Raw genomic sequence first — 22761 nt, 5'->3', positions numbered from 1 at the left:
TGTATAATAAATATAGAAAAATAAATGTCTACATAATAAAATTAAAGCTATATTATAAAAAACCATTAATAAAAATATAAATTTCACGATAGTTATAGTAATATCATTATTAAAAAAAGTAAAGATGTAAAATATGTACTATAAAATTATACATAATTGCTTGATGCACTATAACTGGAGGGATATAAGTGAATGTAAAAAAAACTGTAAAAATTAAAATAAGTAAATTCATGGAAAAAGTATATATTATTTTTCCAAGTTTATTAATTAAAAAAGATCTGAAACGCTTTTATGAAATCCTAAAAAGTTATAAAAAATTCTATATTGCATATGTGCAAGCAGTAGATGTAAAAGAGAAATTAAAGGTACAATATGGTAAAATTAATAAAAAATTAGCAATAATTGAAAAGAGTGAAGAAAAATATCAATTAACTTTAGATTCTACCTATGATGCTGTGTGGGAAATTGATTTAATAACTAAAATGTTTTCTTCATCTAATAGATTTAATGACATTACTGGATATTACAAAGAAGGAGTAAATTCTATTGAAGATATAGTAAAATTTGTTTTAGAGGAAGATAGGAAAATTGTAAAAAATGATTTTATTAATCTCATTAATGGCAGAGTATTATATTATCAGTGTAGATTAAAACTTAATTTTAATGGAATAGAGAATAGATGGTTTTTGATTAGAAGTATGTGCCTTAGAAATACAGGGGGTGTTGCAACTAAAATTGTAGGTTCCATTTTAGGAATATCTATTCAAAGAAATTTTGAAGAAGAAATTAATAAACTAAAGTATTATGACATATTAACAGATACACCTAATAGAAAGTTATTTATTAGCACATTAGAAAACGAAATTATTAAACATAAGACCAATTATAAGTATGCTAAACATGCTGTATTGTTTATTGATTTAGATAATTTTAAAGAAATTAATGATACTTTAGGACATAATTATGGGGATGAATTGTTAATAAATGTTGCAAATTTGATTAAAGCTACTATGCCAAAGGGGGCCCTTGTTTCAAGAGTAGGGGGAGATGAATTTTTTATTTTAATGAGAAATATTAAAGAGTACTCTGAAATAAGCAGATTATGTGTAAAACTGCAGAGCTTGCTAAATTGTGCGATAAAAATAGATGAAAAACATGTATATACTTCAGCAAGTATCGGTATTACAATCTTTCCTAATGATGGGTATGATACTAATATATTATTAAAAAATGCAGACACCGCTATGTATAGTGCAAAAAATAATGGTAAAGCAAGGTATTCCTTTTTTAACGAAAGTATGAGTTTTATAATTGTAAGACGTGCTGAAATAGAAAAGGGATTAAGGAATGCGCTAGCAAATAATGAGCTTGAAATGTATTATCAACCGCAAATAGATATTATAAACAATAAATTAAAAGGATTTGAAGCACTTTTAAGGTGGAATAGCGCAAAGCTTGGCAAAGTATCACCTGCGGAGTTTATACCTATTGCAGAGCAAAGTGGACTAATAGTTTCTATTGGCGACTGGATTATAAAAATGGTTTGCCTCCAAAATAGCTTATGGAAAAGTAAAGGATATTTATATGATACTATTGCAATAAACCTATCTGGAATTCAATTGCAAAATGACGATTTTGAAGAAAATCTAAAAAATATAATAAGTGAAACAAAGATTAACCCAAAGTTTGTTGAACTTGAAATTACAGAAAGTATTTTCATGAAGGACTTTGATCGTAGCATTAAACTACTAACTGCAATAAGAGAATTGGGGATAACTATTGCTTTGGATGATTTTGGAACGGGATATTCATCGCTTAGTTATTTGAAACGTCTACCTATAACTACATTAAAGATAGACAAGTCCTTTATAGATAATATTGATACAAATGAGCGAGAAAAAGTTATCGTAGATGGAATAATATTACTTGCGCAAAAAATTGGACTCGACGTTATTGCAGAAGGAGCAGAAACAAAGAAGCAAATTGAACTATTGAAAGGAATGGGATGTAATCAAATACAAGGTTATTATTTTAGTAAACCTTTATCAGCAAATGAAATTGAAGAAAAATTCTTACGTACTAATTATATTAATCAGTAGAAATATAAGATTTAGTTATTGGATTACGCAAATTAATCATAAAATAGATTCCACTAATAACTTCAGAAGGAAAAATAATAGTGGTTATATAAAAATTAGTAAACATGATCACATTCAAGGAGGGGTACCTTCTGAAGATTATTAATGTATCCTATATTCTATGCAACAAAAAGGAAAATGTTACATTTAACAAACATAATTTGTAAATAAATACTTAAATGCATTTTTAGATATTTTAAATGTGGAGGATATACTGTATAATGTTATCAAATGGTAATTATTTGGAAAGGTGTGATTTAAGATGACTTATAAAAAAAGATACGAAGAATGGGTAAATAATAAGTACTTTGATGAAGAGACACGAGAAGAATTAAAGTCCATAAAAAATGATAACAAGGAGATTGAAGACAGATTTTATATGGATTTAGAGTTTGGAACTGCAGGTTTAAGAGGGAAGTTAGGTGCCGGACTTAACCGAATGAATATATATATAATTTCAAGAGCAACGCAAGGACTTGCAGATTATATTAAGGAATATGGAAAAGAGTATATGGATAGAGGTGTAGCAATAGCTTACGATTGCAGGCATTATTCTGTTAAATTTGCAGCTACAGCAGCACAAGTATTAGCAGCAAATGGAATAAAAGCATATTTATTTGAAGAATTAAGACCTACGCCAGAACTATCTTATGCAGTAAGAACGTTACATACAGCTGCTGGAATTGTTGTTACTGCTAGTCATAATCCTAAAGAATATAATGGATACAAGGTATATTGGGAAGATGGTGCACAAATTTTATCATCTACTGCAAAGGGAATAACAGAAAAAATCAAGAGTATTACAGACTTTAGTTCTATAAAAGTTATGGATATTGAGGAAGCAAAAGAAAAAGGATTAATAGTAATACTTGGAAAAGCAATGGATGATGAGTACATGGAGAAAGTAAGGGGACTAGCTATAAGAGACAATATAGATAAAGATATAAAAATTGTATACACTCCTCTAAATGGTACTGGAAATGTGCCTGTAAGAAGGATTCTTAAGGAAAGAGGATTCACTAACATAATAGTAGTACCAGAGCAGGAAAAGCCAGATCCAGATTTTACAACTGTTGGGTATCCTAACCCAGAGGATGTAAAGGCCTTTAAATATGCAAGGGAGCTTGGGAAAAAAGAAGGGGCAGAATTGTTAATAGCTACTGACCCAGATTGTGATAGACTTGCCATAATGGTTAGAGATGAGCTTGGAGATTATGTCGCTTTTAATGGTAATCAAACAGGGGCTATACTCATAAAGTATGTTATAGAGGGAATGAAAGAAAAGGGTACACTTCCTAAAAATGCTGCTATAGTTAAATCTTTAGTAACAGGGGATCTAGGCAGGGCAATAGCTAAAAAATATGGTGTAGAAACTTTTGAAGTACTTACAGGTTTCAAAAATATTTGTAGTAAAATTCAAGATTTTAAAAAGGACAATAGCTTTGAATTTATATTTGGATATGAGGAAAGTATCGGTTATGTTGCTGGAACTTTTGTCCGTGATAAAGATGCAGTTATAGCATCAATGCTTTTATGTGAAGCAGCAGCCTATTATAAATCAAAAGGCAAAACTTTATTAGATATATTAAATGAAATTTATGTTGAGTTTGGATATTATAGAGAAAACCTAATATCTTTAGTTTTAGAAGGTATAGAAGGACAAGAAAGAATTTCTAGAATGATGGTAGAGTACAGAAAAGATTATTTATTAACAATAGGTAGTTCAAAGCTTACAAAGTTTATAGATTATGACGTTGAGAAATCTTATGACATCTTGAATAATGCGGAAGAACCTAGTGGAATAGAAAAATCTAATGTACTTAAATTCTATTTTGATGATGATAGTTGGTATGCAGTAAGACCTTCAGGTACAGAACCAAAAATTAAAATATATATGTATTCTAAAGGAAAAACTTTAAAAGCTGCACAAGAGAAACTAGTAGAAATGGAAGAGGTTATAATAGCGAAACTTCAAAGCACAAAATAGAAACAAAGATAAAATATAGATAAAATAATTTAATAAAAGGATTCATGTAATGCTAAAATATATTCTAACGCACTACATGGATCCTTTAAAATTATACGTACTTAATATATTTAGAATTAATATACATATACAATAATTTTAGTCCAAAAGGTTGTAAACAAAACGGCTGTTGGTCATTATGAGAAATCATACATGGTATAATATACATAAAAGATATATTAAAGATATACTAAAGATATACTAAAATGAATAACATGCATGTACATTAGTTTATTTATAGAATGTGTCTAAATTATAAAAGGAAGGGACGTGTTTTTGTGAGTTTGAGATTTATCTATGGAGGAGCTGGGAAAGGTAAAAGTACTTTCTGTTTAGATGATATAAAGCGCAGGCAAAAGGAAGAAAGTGAAAAACCTCTAGTACTTTTGGTCCCAGAACAATTCTCTTTTCAAGCTGAAAAAAATCTTATAAAAGTAGTTGGATCTACAGGAATAAAAAATGTCCAAGTACTTAGTTTTAATAGATTAGCATACAAAGTATTTAGTGAAGTTGGAGGCATAACCCTTAAACCCATGGATACATCGGGAAAGGCAATGCTTATTCATAGTATACTTCAAAAGAATGGAGAAGAATTCAAGGTGTTTAAAGGAGCATCAAGGCAAAGGGGCTTTGTAGATAATGTAGCTAGCGTTATCACTGAGTTTAAAAAATATGGAATTTCGATTGCTGGTCTAAATAAGGTAAAAGAAGATTTAGGCGAGAATCCATTACTTATAGATAAGATAATAGATTTATCTCTTATATATGGAGAGTTTGATAATATTTTAAACATAAATTATGTGGATCCTGATGATGATTTGACTCGTTTATGTAGTCGTCTTGATGAATGTAACATTTTTGATGGAGCGGAGTTCTGGCTTGATGAGTTTACAGGATTTACACCACAGCAATATGGAGTACTAGAAAAATTATATAAAAAGGCTAATAGAATAAATATAACTTTGCCTCTAAAAAGCTCGGAGCATTCAAAATTTATGGAACCCTCTGATGCGTTTTATTCTATAAAGTTTACAGAAGATAATCTTTTAAATTTGGCGAATGAGAGTGGGACAAGCATAGAAGCGCCTATAGAACTACAAGGCAATAAAGAGTCTAAATTTAAAGATAATGTTGAACTTTCGTTTCTTGAGAAGAATTATTTTGCATTTCCTTATACACCATTAGTTAAGAAATGTGAAAATATAAAGATATTTAAAGCCCTTAATGGTTACAGTGAAGTAGAATATGTAGCAAGGGATATCCTAAGAATATGTAGAGATGAGAATATAAGATTTAACAAAATAGCAGTAGTTACTAGAGATTTACCAACCTATGAGAAATTGATAAAAGCGATATTTACGGAATATAATATTCCTTTATTTATAGATAAGAAAAAAGATATAACAAGTAACCCATTAATAGTTTTAATAACGGGAGTTGTTGAGATTTTCACTAAAAACTTTAGTTATGAAGCAATGTTTAGGTATCTTAAAACAGGACTTTTGGATATAGAAAAGCAGCATATAGATATATTAGAAAACTTTATTATCGCAACTGGTATAAAGGGTAAGAGAAAATGGACAGAAATGGATTTATGGCAGGAAAAAATAGATTATTATTTTAGAGATTATTATAACAATGATAAGGCCGGCGATGAAGAAACACAGAAAGTTGAGTCTACAATTAAGATATTAAATGAAACCAGGGACAAAATAATTGTTCCATTATTGCAATTTAAGGAGAAATTAAAAGGCAAAGGCACTGTCACAAAAATATGTACAACTCTATTTGAATTCCTAGAGTCTATAAATGTATATAAAACCTTAGAGAAATGGATAGATAGTTTTAAAGCAGAAGGGGATCAGGAACTTGTTACTGAGTACAGTAAAATATGGAATTTAGTTATGGAGTTATTAGATCAGATGGTGGAGGTTATTGGTAAAGAAACCTTATCTCTCGAGGATTTTGTAAAAGTCCTATCCATGGGATTTAGTAAACATCAAATGGGGCTTATTCCACCGGCACTTGATGGAGTAACAATCAGCAGTGTTGAGCGTATAAAAAGTCATGACATAAAAGCATTATATATTATAGGGGTAAATGATGGAGTATTCCCAAAGGCAAGTAAGGAAGAGGGGATATTTACAGATAGCGATAGAATGATTTTAAAAGAAAATGGGGTAGAACTCGCCAGTGACACAAAGACCGAGGTATTTAATGAGCAGTATTTAATATATGCCACTATAACTATTCCAAGTAAATATTTAAATATAACTTATCCTATAGCAGATTATGAAGGTAAAACTTTGAGACCCTCGATTATAATAACAAGGTTTAAAGCCTTATTTAAAAATCTAATAGAGGAAAGCAATATAACGCTTAGCAATGATGGCTTGCATGATAAGGAAAAACCAAGTGATGTAGATGAACCATTTGATAGACATATGTTGCGTGATTTTTATCAGGTATGTGCTAAAGTGCCAACCTTTAATGATTTAATATTTTCACTTAGAAAATATTTAGAGCAGGGTAATATATCACCACTTTGGATTGCGGTTTATAAATGGTATCAGAAAGATCCATTATGGAGAGAAAAAAGTAATACCATTTTTCAAGGGTTTGATTATAAAAATGAAGTGAAAATGCTTGAGAAAGAAAAAGTAAAACGACTTTATGGAGAAAAAAATTACTTTAGTGTATCTAGAATAGAAAAATATGAAGAATGTCCTTTTGCATATTTTGTTCAATACGGATTAAAAGCAAAAGAGAGAAAAACTTTTACATTTTCATCCCCAGACTTAGGTAGTTTTATGCACAGTGTGCTCGATGATTTTTCAAAACTTGTGGATAAAAGTGAAATAAAATGGGCAGATCTTGATAGAAATTGGTGTGAGAAAAATATAGGAAGCATAGTCGAAAAAGAAGCGGACGCGGGTACCAGTGGGTATATATTAAACAGCACCCCAAGGTACAAGTACTTTACAGAGAGACTTAAAAGAGTTTTAAAGAAAACTATCTACGTAATAGTTGAGCAGATGAAAAATAGTGGTTTCGAACCATTTGGTTATGAAGTGTCCTTTGGCAATGATGAGGGTGATTATCCACCGATACAAGTAGAATTATCAACAGGTGAAATAGTAAATTTAGTTGGTAGAATTGATAGAGTGGATAAGCTAATAACTGAGGGAGAGGAATTTTACAGGATAATAGACTATAAATCTGGGAATAAGGATTTTAAATTATCCGATGTATATTATGGACTTCAAATACAGCTGCTTACCTATTTAGATGCTATGCTTAGAAATGAGAAAGCTTTATCTAAAGAAAGTGCTATATCAAGTGAGAGCGTTGATGAACCTATTTTTCCAGCAGGTATACTATATTTCAAAATAGATGACCCAGTTATAAAGGCTAAAAATAATTTAGATGAAGAAGAATTAGAAAAAGCTATAATGAAAGCATTAAAAATGAAGGGGTTACTACTAGCAGATACTAAGATAATTAGGGAGATGGACAGAAATATAGAAGGCGCATCCCTAGTTGTTCCAGCATCTATCAAGAAAAATGGAGAATTAGGCTCAAGATCATCAGTTGCAACTATGGAGCAGTTTGATATGCTACTTAATCATGTAAAAGAGAATCTTATAAAAACTTGTGAGGGAATGCTTTCTGGAGAAATAGACATAAAACCTTATAAGAAAAAGGATATTACTCCATGTAGTTATTGTGAATATACGGCTATTTGCCAATTTGACCCTACATTAAAAGAAAATACGTATAAGATAATAAAGGATAAGAAGGACAAGGAAATATGGGAACTCTTATCAAATGAATCAAGTGAAACTAGCGGGGGAAATGAATCAAGTCAAGAAAACGGACCTAATGGTTTAAATGAAGAAAATGATATTAGCCAGGAGCGGGGTGAAGACTTATAATGATAAAAAATGAGAATGAAATTAATGAAGTTAAATCAGATGTGACTTGGACCGAGGATCAGAAAAAGGCTATTTTAACAAGGGATTGCAATATTCTAGTAGCTGCAGCTGCGGGTTCAGGTAAAACGGCAGTACTAGTTGAGAGAATAATAAAAATAGTAACGGATGAGGACAGGCCTACAGATATAGATAAGCTTTTAGTAGTTACATTTACAAACGCTGCTGCATCTGAAATGAGGGAGAGAATAGCTGCTGCGATATCAAAGGAACTTCATAATCATCCACAAAGTAAGTTACTTCAAAGACAATTAACGTTATTAAATAAATCTAGCATTACAACTATTCACTCATTTTGCCTTGAGGTTATTCGTAATAATTTTCATGTGGTAGATTTAGATCCTAATTTTAGAATAGCAGATGGAACAGAAGCAGTACTTCTTAAGCAAGAAGCTTTAGAGGAACTATTTGAAGATAGGTATATAGCAATTGAGGATGAAAATAAGGAGGAAGATCAAGATAGTAAGAGTGGAGATGAAGAAAAGCGAGAAGAAAATAGTTCTCCACAGGTAGAGGTACCCCCTAGCTTCTCAAATATAAAATCTAACAGTTTCTTAAATTTGGTTGAAGCCTATAGTAACAATAAAGAGGATTTAGGTCTTCAAGGAATAGTTTTAAGCCTTTATAATTTTGCTATGAGTTCAACGGATCCAAATAAATGGCTAATAGATTCAGCTGAGAATTTTAACATTAAAGATGGAGCAAGCTTTAGTGATACCCCTTGGGCAAAAGTTTTAATGGATGATACTAAAATAGAATTACTAGGAATAGAAAAAGTAATGGTTAAAGCATTAAAAAATGTAGAAGACAATGAGGCTATAATTTTATATACTGAGGTATTTAAGTCAGATTTAGCTCTAATTGCGGATCTTCTAAGTGCAGCAAACAACTGCTTTGAAAACTTGGCGACAACTTTTGAAGTACTAAGTTTTGCAAAACTTCCTAGTATAAAGGCATGCAAGGACAAGGTAAAACAAAAGGCCGTTCAAGAGATAAGAAATAAGGTGAAAAAACAATTACAAGAACTGCAAAAGCAAGTAATGAATGCAAATTCAGAAGCTTCTTTAGAAGATATAAAAGAATTGTATCCACTTATGAGGGAATTATCTCAGCTTGTTATAGATTTACAAGAAAAGTATAGAGAAAAGAAAAAGGAACGCTCAATTATTGATTTTAACGATTTTGAGCATTACTGCCTCGATATATTAATGAAAAAAGATGAGGAGGGCGGAGTGGTTTTAGGCGATGATGGGAAACCAGAACCTTCCTCAGTAGCAATAGGGCTAAGGAACAAATATCAAGAGATTTTGATAGACGAATATCAAGACAGCAATATGGTACAGGAAACTTTACTTAATATAATTTCAAGAGAAAAAATTGGATCTCCAAATGTATTCATGGTTGGAGACGTAAAACAAAGCATATATAGATTTCGTCAGGCAAGGCCAGAGCTGTTTTTAGCAAAGTATAATAGTTATTCTAAAGATGAAGGAGCTAAAACAAGAAAAATAACCTTATACAAAAACTTCAGAAGTCGCGAGACAGTTATAAATGCTGTGAATTATATCTTCAAACAAATAATGTGCAAAAATATTGGAGACCTTGATTATACAGATGAAGAAGCATTAAATTTAGGAGCTCACTTTGATGAATTAGTTGGCCCAGGAGTAGTAGGTGGACCTGTGGAACTACACATAATCGAAAAAGAGATTAAGGACCCGGAAAATGACGAAAATGAAGAGGAAAGTGGGGGACAGGTAAACACAATTGAAGATGATGGCACTAAAAGTGAGGGACAGGTAAACACAAATGAGGATGAAACTCCAACTAACATTGAACTTGAAGCAAGAATTGTGGCAAAAAGAATAAAAGAATTAATGTCACATATCGATGATCAAGGGAATGAAACCGAAGCTTTTAAAGTCTATGATAAAAATATTAAAGAATATAGGAATGTTGACTATAAGGACATTGTAATATTACTTCGTGCAACCTCAGCTTGGGCACCTTCTTTCCTCGAGCAATTGAAGCTTGAGAATATACCGGTTTATGCAGATACAGGTACAGGCTATTTTAGCACTGTAGAAATACAAATAATTATGAGTCTTCTTCAAATTATAGATAATCCAAGGCAGGATATACCAATGCTTGCAGTACTGCGTTCCCCAATAGGAGGTTTTACCTCAGAGGAACTAGTTGATATAAGAATAGGGCAAAGGGAAGTAAGCTTTTACGAGGCGATGGTAAATTTCGTAGACTCTAAAGAAGAAAATTCCGTGGATAATGTTTTGGATTCTGAGAATAAATATACACAATCTGAGGATAAAGAAGACCAATCTGGGGATAAAAAATTAGAGCCTGGGGATAAAAATTATGACATAGAAGATAAACAGCTAGATTCTGTGGATAAAAAACTTAAAAGATTCCTAAAGAAATTGGATCACTTTAGAGAAATCTGCACATATATGCCTATCGATGAGTTCATCTGGTATTTATACACGGACACAGGTTATTACGGTTATATAGGAGCCATGCCAGGAGGCCCTCAAAGACAAGCTAATTTAAAAGTGCTTTTCCAAAGGGCAAGGCAATATGAAGAGACAAGCTATAAGGGATTGTTTAATTTTATAAACTTTATAAACAAGCTAAAAGTAAGCAGTGGTGACATGGGTAGCGCTAAAACGTTAGGCGAGAATGAGAATGTAGTCAGAATAATGAGCATTCATAAAAGTAAGGGACTAGAATTCCCAGTAGTGTTTCTAAGTGGAATGGGGAAAAACTTTAATTTAATGGATATAAATAAGAGTATATTATTTCATTATGAATTAGGTTATGGCCCGGATTATGTGGATCCAATCAGAAGAATTTCGTACCCTACAGTACTAAAGCAAGCGTTAAAAAAGACAATAAAAATAGAAAGTTTAGCCGAGGAAATGAGAGTATTATATGTAGCCTTAACAAGGGCAAAGGAAAAACTAATAATAACTGGCTCAATTAGAAATATAGATAAAAATTTATCCAGGATGAGTTCAAGCTTAGATGAGAGCAGTGAAAAGTTAGGTGAATATGAAATATTAAAAGGAAAAAGCTATTTAGATTGGATAATACCTACAGTGATTAGGCATGTTGATGGAAAACCTCTCCGCGAGCGTATACAAATAGAGGATGAAAATTTACATCTCCTAAGTGATCCTTCAAGCTTTACTGTGCGTTTTTGGAATAGAGAGCATATAAAGAAAGACGAGCAAATGGAGGAAGAAACACTTGTTAGTGCAGAGGAAAGGCTTAGTCTTCTTAAGGAAAAATCTATATATGATAAGTTATTAGATGATAAATTATCACAGGAAGAATTATTATCACAAAAGGTATCCGAAGATAAATTAATGGAAGAGATAGAAAAGAGGTTAGGCTTTGTTTATAAATACGAGAAGTCTACAAAAATGCCTACAGTACTCACAGTAACAGAGCTTAAAAGGAAGTCCAACGCCTTGTTAACAGAATCAGAGTCTGGAAATATGTATGCACCAAGACTTATAAATAAACCGAAATTCCTAGAAGAAGTGAAGGGGTTATCCCCAGCTGAAAAAGGAACTGCAATGCATTCAGTACTTCAAAGATTAGACCTAACTAAAGTGACAACATCAAGTGAAATAGAATTACAAGTTGAAAAGCTTGTAGAAAAATTGTTAATATCTAAAGAAGAGGGTAAGGCTGTCCGTATAGATAAATTAGGAAAGTTGTTTAAAACTTCACTTGGTCAAAGAATGATAAAAGCATATAGCCTAAATCTCTTGAAAAGAGAGGTTCCATTCCATATGGAAATTAGCAGTACCGATATAGATAAAAGTCTTCCTGTAGAAATATATGGGGATGAGCAAATAATACTTCAAGGGATAATAGATTGTTATTTCGAGGAAAATGGACAGATAATACTCGTGGATTATAAAACGGATTTTGTGAAAAATGGAGAGGTAAACTCACTAATTGACAAATATGAGTCTCAGCTCGATTATTATGCAAAAGCACTGGAAGTTACACTTGGAGTAAATGTTAAAGAGAGATACCTATACTCATTTAGCACGGATGAAGCGGTAGAAGTAAAACAATAAATGTGGAATAGTTGTTAACCGTCCCCCAGCATTAAACACCTTGATCAACATTAGCATCTAAAGAAAGGAGTGATAAATATGCGAATACTTCACACGTCAGATTGGCATTTGGGGAAGACATTAGAGCAGTATAGTAGGCTAGAAGAACAGGAAGAATTCCTGAAAGAATTCATAGAAATAGTTAAGGATAATGATATAGATTTAGTTTTAATAGCTGGAGATATATATGATAATGGTAACCCACCAGCAAAGGCAGAAAAAATGTTCTATAGCACTATTAGCGAGATAACAAATAGTGGTAAGACTGCGGTGCTTGTTATTGCAGGTAATCATGATAATCCGGAAAGATTAGTAGCTGCAAGCTCCCTTGCATATGAGCATGGAGTAATACTCCTTGGGGAACCTAAAAGTATAGCAAGGCAAGGTGTTTTTGGAGAATTTAATACGTCTAATAATTATGACTTTAAAATAATAGAAAGTGGCGAAGGATATATAGAGCTTAGCATAAGAGGGGAAAAGGCAGTTATAATAACACTTCCTTATCCAAGCGAAAAAAGGCTGAACGAAGTACTTTCCACTGAATTAAATGATGAGGATAGGCAGAAGAGTTACTCGGATAGAATCGGGGAATTGTTTGATGATTTAGCTCTTAAATATAGAGATGACACCATAAATTTAGTAATATCTCATCTATACGTTATGGGAGGAGAGGAGAGCGGATCTGAGAGAAGTATACAATTAGGCGGAAGCCTTTCGGTATCACCATCTAAGTTCCCAGAAAAAGCACAGTATTGCGCCTTAGGACATCTTCATAGACCGCAAAAGGTACCAGGAACTAAGGGCAAAATAAGATATTCTGGTTCTCCAATCCAATATAGCAAGAGTGAAATAAACTATAGCAAGGGAGCATACCTTGTAGATGTTAAAGCGGGATCAGAGGCTCAAATATCAAATATATTATTTAGAAACTATAAACCAATAGAAATATGGAAATGCGATAGCACAGAGGAAGCATTAGAGAAATGCATGCTTGAGGGCGAAAAGAAAATCTGGGTGTATCTTGAAATAAAGACTAAGGAAATAATAAGCACAGAGAACATAAAGGAAATGAAACGATTAAGGCCGGACATAGTATCGATTCAGCCTATAATAGATGAAATTGAAGATTCTAAAGAATTAAATGAGAGCTTAAGGGAGAAATCTATGGAGGAAATGTTCAAAGAATATTTTGTGCTTGCGAAGGGTGGACTTGAGCCAACAGGTGAGCTAATGGAATTGTTCTTAAGTATAGCATTAGATGAGGAGGAAACCAAAGATGAAACCAGTAAGTCTTAAGATAAAAGGGTTAAATTCTTTTGTAGAGCAGCAAACTATAGAATTCTCAAAGCTTACAGAAAAAGGACTTTTCGGGATATTTGGGCCAACAGCTAGTGGTAAATCAACTATATTAGATGGGATAACTATAGCCCTTTATGGAAAAGTATCAAGGGATACTAAAGAGTTTGTAAATACAGAAACAAATGTAGTAGAAATAAGTTTTGATTTCGAAATAGGACTAGGGAAAAGCCGTAAGGCATATAGAGCAGAAAGATGTATAAAGAGATTAAAAACTGGAAACTTTAAAACTGCTTATGCAAGGCTAATTGAGATAAATAAAGAAAATCCTGATGAGAACAAAGTTATAGCAGAAGGACCAAGAGATTTAGAGGAAAACATTATAAGCATTGTAGGACTAAAAGTTGAGGATTTTACAAGGTCAGTAGTATTACCTCAGGGTAAATTCAATGAATTTTTAAAGCTAACAGGAAAAGAAAGAAGAGATATGCTTGAGAGAATATTTGCTCTTGAGAAATATGGTTCTAAGCTTTATGATAAGATAAAAAAAGTTAGGAATGAAAATTTAAACACTAAAACTTTGCTTGAGGGAGAAATGAAGGGTTATGAGAATGTAGATGAAGAGTCACATAATCAATTAAAGCAAATGCTTGTAAGTTTAAAGCAAGAAGAAAAGGAGATTAAACTCCAGAAAAGTACAATAGACAAAGAGTATGAAGTGTATAAAAACATTTTTGAATTACAAAAGGAAAAGAGTGAGTATGTAAAAAAGGAAGATTTGCTAAAACTTCAAGAGGAAGACATAGAAAATAAAAAAGTTAAATTTACAAAAGGAAGTTTAGCTTTAAATGTAAAACCTTATATTGAAAATGTAACAGAGACTCAAAAAAGCTTAACTATAAACGGAGAGAAACTCCAAAAATTAGTCAAAGATTATGAACTTATATCTCAAAAACTAGAGAGTACCAAAATAGCTTATGAGGAAGCCTGGAAATCCAAAGATGATAAATTACCAACTTTGATTGAAAAAGAAGTAAGTTTAAAGCAAGCATCTAATGTAGAAGAGAAAATAATTTATTTAGCTAATGAAAAGAATATTTTATTAGAAAAACACAGAGAAGTTACTCATAATATAGTGGATAAAAACTCAAAAACATCAATAATTCTTATTAATAAAGAAAAGATAGAGAAGCAGTTACTATCATGTGAAACAAAATTAAATGAGATAGAAATATTGCCAGAGTATAGGGAAAAACTGTACAAAACTTATAATAGCGAGTTAGAAGTAACTTCAGCTACTAAAAATGTTAATGAACTTAAAAACAAAGGGGAAACCTTGAAGAAGACCTTGGCTAGCACGGAGATACTTCATAATAAAGCTGCTTTTACATTAAAAGATAAACAAGATAAATTAGCTCTTTTAGAAGAAAAAAGTGTGGAACTAGCGAAGGATTTCCCGGGAGATAATAATTTGCTTTTAGATAATCAAGAAGGTTATAACACAATTAGGGTAAAATTTGAAAAGGCTGTAGAAGATTATAAAAAAAAGGATGAACTTAAGGGTAAATATGAAATTGTAAACACAAAAACTGAAAAAGTTAGGTTAAATATAAAAAATGTAGAAAAATCTATAGAAACTATGAAAGATAAAGTTGAAAAATTAGATCATGAGATAAAAGAAATAGAGATAGGAAGCTTGGCAGCAGATTTAGCTTCTAATTTGCAAGAAGGAGATCTATGCCCAGTATGTGGTGCGGAGCATCATCCTAAAATAGCAGAATTAAAAGAAGATACAGATTTAAAAGGGTTACAGAGTTTAAAACAAAGTCGTGCTGAAAACCTAGAAAAGCTATCGAAGGATTATCAAAATGAGTTAATATTACTTGCTGGATTTTCAAAAGATGAGGAGTATATAAATAATCAATTATTAGAAGTAAACAAAAATCTTAAGGATTTAAATATAAAAGAGCTTGAAGATGAAAAAAACAAGAGTGAATTATTATTACGCCAGTTTAAAGAAAAGATCGAATTATATAATAAACAAAAGACGGAGCTAGAAGTGATACTTGCAAAGGTTCGAGAAGAAAAAAGTAAAGCAGCTATGGATGAGGCAAAACTTGGAGAAGGTTTAAGAAAAGAAAAAGAAGCATTATTAGTTTTACAAAAGGATATTTCTATTGCGGGTGAGGGTTTAGAGTCATTTGTTGAAAGTCACAAACTTTTAAATGAAGACTTATTACATGAAGAGAGTTCATTTAAGCAGGAACGAAATGAGAATGAAAAATCAATGTCTATAAAAGAAAAGATTTCGCAGATTAAAAATATAGATAATGAAGTAATAAAACTTACAGCTCATGTTAGAAAAGATCGAGCAGCACTTGTAACACTAGAAAAGGAAAGAGTAGACATAGATAAGACTTTAAGGGAACTTACCAACCTCAAAACAGAAATAGAAACAAGCGGTAAGGAGAAAAGGGCGGAAATAGAACGCTTGACGCTTCAAATAGTGGAGCTTTGTGGATTTACTCCTACAGTGGATCATACCCCTAAAATTGAAGTAGAAAAAGTAAGAGTCCAAATTAAAGAGATCACTTTAAAAGAATCAAGTCTAAAAGCGATCTTTGAAAGAGAAAACATAGAAAAACAAAATGTTTTAACTCAAAAGACTAGCGAAGAAAATAAAAAAGAAATGTTATCTAAGATGCTGCTTGAGGGACAAGAGAAATTAAATATATCTCTTAAGGAAAATTCCTTTGAAGATACGCGAACAGTACTACTTTACTCCGTTTCGAGAGAAGTTTTGGTAATCTTTGAGAAAGAAATAAAACAGTATGAGGAGCTTAAACGTAACCTTATAGATAATTTAAAAAGACTTGAAATCTTGCTACAAGGGAAAGAAGTAGATGTTACTTTATTTGAACAATTAAAAGAAAAAAGAGAAGTTATTGGAACGGTTCTAGAGGAAAAGACAAAAGCGATAGGTGCTCAATTTAGGGCGCTTTCGGATATGGAGAGAAAGATTCAAGAAATTAAAACACTCCTAACAAAGAAAAAATCAGTAGAGCATAAATTAGGCCTTTTAAGAGAACTAGATACTCTTATTCAAGGAAACAAATTTGTTGAATACGTAGCTATGAAGCAACTTAAATATATATCTATGGAAGCTTCAAAAAGGTTAAAAGAGATAACAAGGGGACGTTACGCATTGGAACTTGATGCTAATGGAGCATTTGTAATGAGAGATGATTTTAATGGTGGCATAAGACGTGAAACTAACACATTATCAGGAGGAGAAACCTTCTTAACCTCATTATGTCTTGCACTAGCACTTTCCTCGCAAATTCAATTAAAGGGGAGTGCTCCACTAGAATTCTTCTTCTTAGATGAAGGGTTTGGAACATTAGATACAGACTTATTAGATGTAGTAATGAATTCACTTGAAAAACTTCATTCAAGCACATTGTCTGTTGGAATAATAAGTCATGTGGAGGAGCTTCGTAATAGAGTTCCAGTGAAATTAATAGTTACTCCAGCACAGCAGGGACAGGGTGGCAGCAAGGTAAAACTAGAGTACACGTAAAATGAGATACCATTTCTCCTTTGGACCTTGCAATTAGAGCTTGGAACGTGAAATTTTATTAAGAAATTCTAATCTTTTGCAAATATAAAATTCTCTATCGCTCACACTCGCCGTCCTGGCTCGGGTTCGCTAGCTTCCACGTCCTGTGGAAGCTTACGAGAATTTTATATCAGCAAAAGAAGAATTTCTAAATTCAATTTCAATGTTCCTTCGCTTCTTCTTGCAAGTCCCTGTGGAGAAATTCCATATAATTATTGTGTGTATATAAGTGGGCGTGCCTCTGCGTTCCGGTGGAACGAAGTCGGAGGAAAGGTTTCTGAATAAAGATATGTAGATGCGACAGCCTACGGCCAAGTGATTTAATTACTATTAAAATGGAGGAAAACAAATGAAGATATTTTTATATTATGTTTTATTTATTAATTTGTACGGAATTTTCGTAATGTATTCAGATAAGAACAAATCAAGACAAGGAAAATGGAGAACCCCAGAGAAGACACTTTTTACTATAGCTTTTGCTTATGGCGCTTTGGGTATATTTTTAGGTATGCGATTATTTAGACATAAAACTAAGCATAATAAGTTTGTAATAGGAATACCGGCAATACTCATAGTTCAAATATTTATATTCTTTAGATATATTTATAAAGTATTTTAAAGACTTTTTTAATGTAAAAACAAAACAGTGAAAGTCACATATTTTACACATATTTATCCGATATTAATTAGGTAATCTAATGTTATTATATATATATAGTAAGTGATGAGCAATTAATTTTTTTAATTAGAGTCCCCCTTTAATTAAATCTAAATCTTACAAATAATTTTAAAAAGAATCGGCTAATTTAAAAATGTCGGTTCTTTTTTGCTGTAAAATAATATTGATTTGAATATTTAGTGTGAAAAGTTGTCTTATAAATAGTATAATAAATTAAATATATTATTAACAATATATAGGATATTATTAATTGGTTAACTTAATTTTGTATGAAATAAATAAACTTAGAGGGGGAGTATTGAAGAATGGCGGAAAAAGTATTGAACGAGACTATTTGTTTAAAGCAGTATATATCGAAAAAAGAGTATAAAGAAATAAATGAATTAGAGAAGATTTGTAGATTGCTGGACAGGAGCAATCTAAAGTTAGAATTAGATTATAAACTTATTGAACCCTCGCCCACCTATAGAGGATGGGTGATTCTTATTTAGAAGGAAGTTTGCAATTACATTAAACCTAACTAAGAGCTAGGAAGCCTTATTCCTTTTGGCGTGTCCAAGGACGCCCTACACTGTAAGCTTTACGCTCCCAGCTTACATTTAAGCTATCTTAATCCGTTTTGGATTCATATACTCATTGTATATTAAGCAAATATTCTTTATCTTTGCTTTTCGCATTATGTTAAGAGAACCATTTATATCAGCATTTAATATAATTCCCATTGATGATTTATATTGTCCTCTAGATGTTCGGTTGCCACTGAAAATGTAATTTCTTTTAATTAGGACGTCATAAACAGGCATACTATCAGTTGCTAAAAAATCAGCTTTTGAAGTATAGCTTTCCTCTTGTTCTATGAAGACAATTTTATATCGTTTGCTTAGATATTTAAGCTTTGCCCTTAACTGACCAATTGGCATATTAACAAAGTTTTGATTGTTAACTCTACCTAGCTTAACACCCTTTTGGATATTTTTGTTAGAACCTACCACAAGCGAGCCTATATCGTTAGTTATGCAGTAATCGATAATTAGCCTTGCAGTTTTAGCGAGATAATCATTAACCTTATTACCTCTTTTGTTCCAAAGATTTCCTTGGGATTTAGTAGTGCGTATGATATTTTGTTTATCTTTAATTGATTGCAATTTGCAATTCCGCTTATTACTACCTTGGTTTATTGATTTAAGCTTTTTACCGTCAATAATAAAAGCTTTGCCACAATTTGTGGTGCAAGTGCATAAGTTGTCTACTCCTAGATCAATAGCAAGTGTATTTTTTTTATTTAAACTACCTTTGAACTCCTCTATTTCATATATCCATTGGATTTCAAAGAACCTTGAACCGTTTCTGGGTAGTATTATGATTTTTTTAATTGATTTAGTCTTTAGGTTTGGAGGAATTGTAATCTCAACTTTGCCATAAAGGCTTTTGAAAGCGGTAGACATTGGTACTGAAAATTTATCAGTAGCAACATTGAATTCACAAAAAATAATTTCAAATAAGCCATCTTTAGGTAAATAACCTGGTATTCTAATGTCGCTATATTTGTACTTACCAGCTTTTGCTAATTTAAGCAATGCAAAAAATGACTTAAAACTTGCATCTACAACTTTCATTATTTGCTGGGCTGAATTACTATTAAGTAATTCGTAGTTTTCATTAGTTTTGCAAACATGATAGTTTTTAAAGTAATTTAAGAACTTCTTTCCAGTAAAATAATGTTGACGAATACTATATAATGCTACATTGTACATGTTTTTGGATAAAAAACATAGTTGTTTAAGTGCTTTATATTCCTTAGCTGACAAATCTTTAAGTTGTTGTTTTTGAACTCCGTACAAGATTTCCTTTTCTACTTTTTTTGAACTGTTAGTCATTGAGACTCCTCCTTTCATTAATGTTTTATACTAATATTATGCCCAAATATCGATAAAAATATGAGTATATTCTCTACTAATATTATACTTGTAAGTAATTGCTTTAGTTTTATAAACTGCCTTAAGCTAGACGAAATTTACCACTCACCTATAGAGGATGGGCGTACTCTTTCGCAACTTAATAGAAATAAAAAGTTTGAAGTGGGACTAAAAAATATAGATGAGTTTTTATATTATGTTGAAGGAGTTTTGGTAGCATATCTTGGCATTTCAAGTTTTGGAGGTAGTAATATTGGCGAAATAAATGGTATAACTCATCCTGACTATAGGCGTAAGGGGTTATTTAGAAAACTCTTTGAACTCGCAGTTCAGCACGGCAAGGGGAGAGGGTTTAGTAAGATATTATTATTATCAGATGCTAATTCCGGCTCAGGGCTTGAATTTATAAAGTCTGCGAATGGTATATATGATTTTTCAGAGTATAGAATGAAAGTGATTGACCAAACTACAATAGACAGCATAGATTGTATTAGCTTAAGAAAAGCTACAAATTTGGATGGAAAAGAAATAGGTAGGCAAAATGCAGTATTTTTTAACGAGTCAGAGGAATGTGAAGCCTTTCTAGAGGAGGAGGAAAAATTAAATGAGATAACATATATGGCGCAGGTAAAGGGAGAAATTATTGGGAAAATAAGAGTGGAGTATAGTGATAATTCGGCCTTTATAAGTGGTTTTGGATTATTACCTAATTTTAGAGGAAAAGGATATGGAAAGGCAACTTTAAAGGGAGCTTTACAGCTAATAAATGAAAAAAATATCTGTGATATAGAATTGGACGTAGAATGTAAAAATAATACTGCACTTAATTTATATAAATCTTGTGGTTTTAAAGAAAAGTCTGTAATGAATTATTATAAGTATGACCTTTAAAGGTTCGTTAAATTATATGTTTTAACCGTTAATATATAAGGGGGATAAATTGAAATGAATAAAAAATTACTATTAATTTCATTAATTTGCTTAAGTACTCTAGCAGCTGGATGTGGAAGTCAAAATACAAAAGATGTGCAATCACAAAAAACTCCAGTTGTGAGTAAAACTCAAACAGCGACCAAAACACACACTAAAACAGAGGATACAGTTAAACCAACATCCAAATCTACCACTGCAAGTACATCAAGTACCACAAATACAAAAACTACAGCTGATACAACAAATCCTACAACTAAGTCCAGCAGTAGTACAACTAATAGTACGAAAAGTACTAATTCACAAACATCAACAAGTATGAATTATCAATTAGTAAAGAATATTTATACTAATAAAAAGATAACTATAAATTATCCTCAAATCACTAATTTGGGGGATGTAAGTAAACAGAAGGTCATTAATAATATATTAAAGCAAGAAGCATTGAAAGTTTCAAACTATTATAAGGATTCTCCAGGCGAGGTCACATTAGATATAATTTATAATATTAAATATAAAGGCAATGACCAATTGAGTGTACAATATTCAGGTACTGCATATGTTAAAGGGTCAGCTCACCCAAATAACTTATTTTACACAACAAATATAAATCTTACAAAAGCAGTACGACTAAAACTTTCAGATTTTGTTAAAATAGACAAAAATTTTGTTAATAAGTTTAGGAGTATTGCAGATAAATCTAGTCAACCAGGGAAGGTAAGCGTTGAGCAATATACAAATGATGAGTTAATCAAAATGTTTAAAAATGCAGATTCATTAGATCTTGTAGGAACTGCAGACCAATCTGACACATTTAGTTTCGTCACAAAAGATACTTTGGGTATAAGTGTACCTGTTAGCCATGCTGCAGGAGATCATGCTGAATTTGAAATGGAAAAATAGAAAAATATGAGCCACCACATGTAAAGTTACAAAAATAAGAGTCATCTATATAGAAAGTGACATCTAGAGAAAATAAATAAATGCTTTAGCTTCTAAGCTAAAGCATTATTGCGTTATAAAGCAGCTTTTTTAAAGCCTTCTCCATTTATTTCAGATATATTTGATATTGTGATAAAAGCTGAACTATCTATATCTTGAACAATCTTTTTAGCTTTAGCTATTTGAGTTAAAGTAATAAAACTGTATATTATTTTTCTTTGTTCCCCGGTATAAGCCCCTTCTGCATTTATAAGAGTTACCCCTCTACCAAGCTTGCTCAATAATGCATGTGATACTTCAGGTTCTTTATTTGTTATTACCCAAAGTAATTTTTTATGATTAAACCCGTCTATTACCTTCTGTGTACAAATTGTAGCTACATAGATACTAATTAATGTGTATAAAACTAGTTCTAGTCCAGCTGCAATAAATATTACTCCAGCTCCAATAATAAATATATTAATAACCATTGAAAGTGAGGCTATTTCTACGCCGGTTATCCTTTTTAAAACTGTTGCAATAACATCTGTTCCACCTTGTGATGCCCTACTCCTAAAACATAAACCACAACCAATACCGTTGAGTATACCACCGGTTATGGAAGAAAGCATAATATCAGGAATTTGAATATATGGAGCTAATGGAGCAGCTATAATTAAAAATACTGATAATTCTATCATTCCAAGTAGACTAAAAAGCACGAAATCTCTATCTACAGTCTTTATTCCAATAATAAAAATAGGAAGGTTTAATATGAAGAAGCCCAATCCAACGGGCAGATTAATACAATATTTTAATATAAGTGCAACGCCTGTAATTCCTCCAGATAATAAATGATGTGGTACTAAAAAACCAATAACTGATATAGAAGATAAAAAAGATCCAAGTGTAATTACTAAAACTCTTATTATAAAAGATTCTTGTTTTTTTAAATTTATCATGTTCTTACCCCCCTAAATTTGTCGATAGTGTTAACACTATCTTTGTTTTATTTATTTAAAACCCTGCTATTGCAAGGATTGTAGCTGTTTTTAGCACAAAAAACAATGACCCCCTCTATTTGGTATAATTGTTG

12 protein-coding genes are annotated in these 22761 nt (G+C 31.6%); 10 read left to right on the top strand and 2 right to left on the bottom strand.

Annotated features, from left to right (window positions below; translation table 11 throughout):
- Positions 1-188: 188 nt before the first annotated feature.
- The 8 genes from KPL37_RS15290 (at position 189) to KPL37_RS15255 (ending at position 18389) form a co-directional block, all read left to right on the top strand.
- The gene (locus KPL37_RS15290) at positions 189-2099 is read left to right on the top strand and encodes a sensor domain-containing protein (RefSeq protein ID WP_216150753.1); all 1911 of its coding nucleotides are present in this window, start codon (positions 189-191) and stop codon (positions 2097-2099) included.
- Positions 2100-2400: 301 nt separating this feature from the next.
- The gene (locus tag KPL37_RS15285) at positions 2401-4125 is read left to right on the top strand and encodes a phospho-sugar mutase (RefSeq protein WP_216150751.1); all 1725 of its coding nucleotides are present in this window, start codon (positions 2401-2403) and stop codon (positions 4123-4125) included.
- 317 nt (positions 4126-4442) lie between these two features.
- The gene (addB, locus tag KPL37_RS15280) at positions 4443-8099 is read left to right on the top strand and encodes a helicase-exonuclease AddAB subunit AddB (RefSeq protein ID WP_216150749.1); all 3657 of its coding nucleotides are present in this window, start codon (positions 4443-4445) and stop codon (positions 8097-8099) included.
- Positions 8099-12265 (top strand): helicase-exonuclease AddAB subunit AddA, encoded by a 4167-nt coding sequence (addA, locus tag KPL37_RS15275; RefSeq protein WP_216150747.1) that lies wholly within the window; start codon positions 8099-8101, stop codon positions 12263-12265. The genes addB and addA overlap by 1 nt, the downstream gene beginning before the upstream one ends.
- 78 nt (positions 12266-12343) lie before the next feature.
- Positions 12344-13600 carry an exonuclease SbcCD subunit D gene (locus KPL37_RS15270; RefSeq protein ID WP_216150745.1) on the top strand — a complete coding sequence of 419 codons (1257 nt, stop codon included), beginning with the start codon at positions 12344-12346 and terminating at the stop codon, positions 13598-13600.
- Positions 13581-17180, top strand: coding sequence for an AAA family ATPase (locus tag KPL37_RS15265; RefSeq protein ID WP_216150743.1), 3600 nt, complete (start codon positions 13581-13583; stop codon positions 17178-17180). The genes KPL37_RS15270 and KPL37_RS15265 overlap by 20 nt, the downstream gene beginning before the upstream one ends.
- Positions 17181-17568: 388 nt before the next feature.
- On the top strand, positions 17569-17838 hold the full coding sequence (locus KPL37_RS15260) for a DUF1294 domain-containing protein (protein WP_216150741.1): 270 nt from the start codon (positions 17569-17571) through the stop codon (positions 17836-17838).
- Positions 17839-18203: 365 nt separating this feature from the next.
- Complete coding sequence (locus KPL37_RS15255; RefSeq protein WP_216150739.1) at positions 18204-18389, top strand: hypothetical protein; 186 nt, start codon at positions 18204-18206, stop codon at positions 18387-18389.
- A 108-nt stretch (positions 18390-18497) separates the two neighbouring features.
- Here KPL37_RS15255 and KPL37_RS15250 read toward each other — a convergent pair whose 3' ends face one another.
- Positions 18498-19775 (bottom strand): RNA-guided endonuclease InsQ/TnpB family protein, encoded by a 1278-nt coding sequence (locus KPL37_RS15250; RefSeq protein ID WP_246578316.1) that lies wholly within the window; start codon positions 19773-19775, stop codon positions 18498-18500.
- A 60-nt stretch (positions 19776-19835) separates the two neighbouring features.
- Here KPL37_RS15250 and KPL37_RS15245 point away from each other — a divergent pair, with 60 nt between their 5' ends.
- Positions 19836-20705 (top strand): GNAT family N-acetyltransferase, encoded by an 870-nt coding sequence (locus KPL37_RS15245; protein WP_216150738.1) that lies wholly within the window; start codon positions 19836-19838, stop codon positions 20703-20705.
- Positions 20706-20759: 54 nt separating this feature from the next.
- Complete coding sequence (locus tag KPL37_RS15240; protein WP_216150737.1) at positions 20760-21647, top strand: polysaccharide deacetylase family protein; 888 nt, start codon at positions 20760-20762, stop codon at positions 21645-21647.
- A gap of 113 nt (positions 21648-21760) precedes the next feature.
- Here KPL37_RS15240 and KPL37_RS15235 read toward each other — a convergent pair whose 3' ends face one another.
- A complete protein-coding gene (locus tag KPL37_RS15235; RefSeq protein ID WP_216150736.1) occupies positions 21761-22627 on the bottom strand; it encodes a YitT family protein in 867 nt (288 codons plus the stop codon).
- Between the last annotated feature and the right edge of the window lie 134 nt (positions 22628-22761).

It is taken from the genome of Clostridium frigoris, assembly GCF_018861865.1.
Lineage (GTDB): Bacteria > Bacillota > Clostridia > Clostridiales > Clostridiaceae > Clostridium_AD > Clostridium_AD frigoris.
This window is presented reverse-complemented; position numbering and strand designations above follow the sequence as displayed.

What these genes read in the sequence shown, in the direction of transcription:
- KPL37_RS15285 (WP_216150751.1), top strand. Translation starts at nt 2,401, where the DNA reads ATGACTTATAAAAAAAGATACGAAGAATGGGTAAATAATAAGTACTTT.
- addA (WP_216150747.1), top strand. Translation starts at nt 8,099, where the DNA reads ATGATAAAAAATGAGAATGAAATTAATGAAGTTAAATCAGATGTGACT.
- KPL37_RS15270 (WP_216150745.1), top strand. Translation starts at nt 12,344, where the DNA reads ATGCGAATACTTCACACGTCAGATTGGCATTTGGGGAAGACATTAGAG.
- KPL37_RS15265 (WP_216150743.1), top strand. Translation starts at nt 13,581, where the DNA reads ATGAAACCAGTAAGTCTTAAGATAAAAGGGTTAAATTCTTTTGTAGAG.
- KPL37_RS15260 (WP_216150741.1), top strand. Translation starts at nt 17,569, where the DNA reads ATGAAGATATTTTTATATTATGTTTTATTTATTAATTTGTACGGAATT.
- KPL37_RS15255 (WP_216150739.1), top strand. Translation starts at nt 18,204, where the DNA reads ATGGCGGAAAAAGTATTGAACGAGACTATTTGTTTAAAGCAGTATATA.
- KPL37_RS15250 (WP_246578316.1), bottom strand. Translation starts at nt 19,775, where the DNA reads ATGACTAACAGTTCAAAAAAAGTAGAAAAGGAAATCTTGTACGGAGTT.
- KPL37_RS15245 (WP_216150738.1), top strand. Translation starts at nt 19,836, where the DNA reads ATGAGTATATTCTCTACTAATATTATACTTGTAAGTAATTGCTTTAGT.
- KPL37_RS15240 (WP_216150737.1), top strand. Translation starts at nt 20,760, where the DNA reads ATGAATAAAAAATTACTATTAATTTCATTAATTTGCTTAAGTACTCTA.
- KPL37_RS15235 (WP_216150736.1), bottom strand. Translation starts at nt 22,627, where the DNA reads ATGATAAATTTAAAAAAACAAGAATCTTTTATAATAAGAGTTTTAGTA.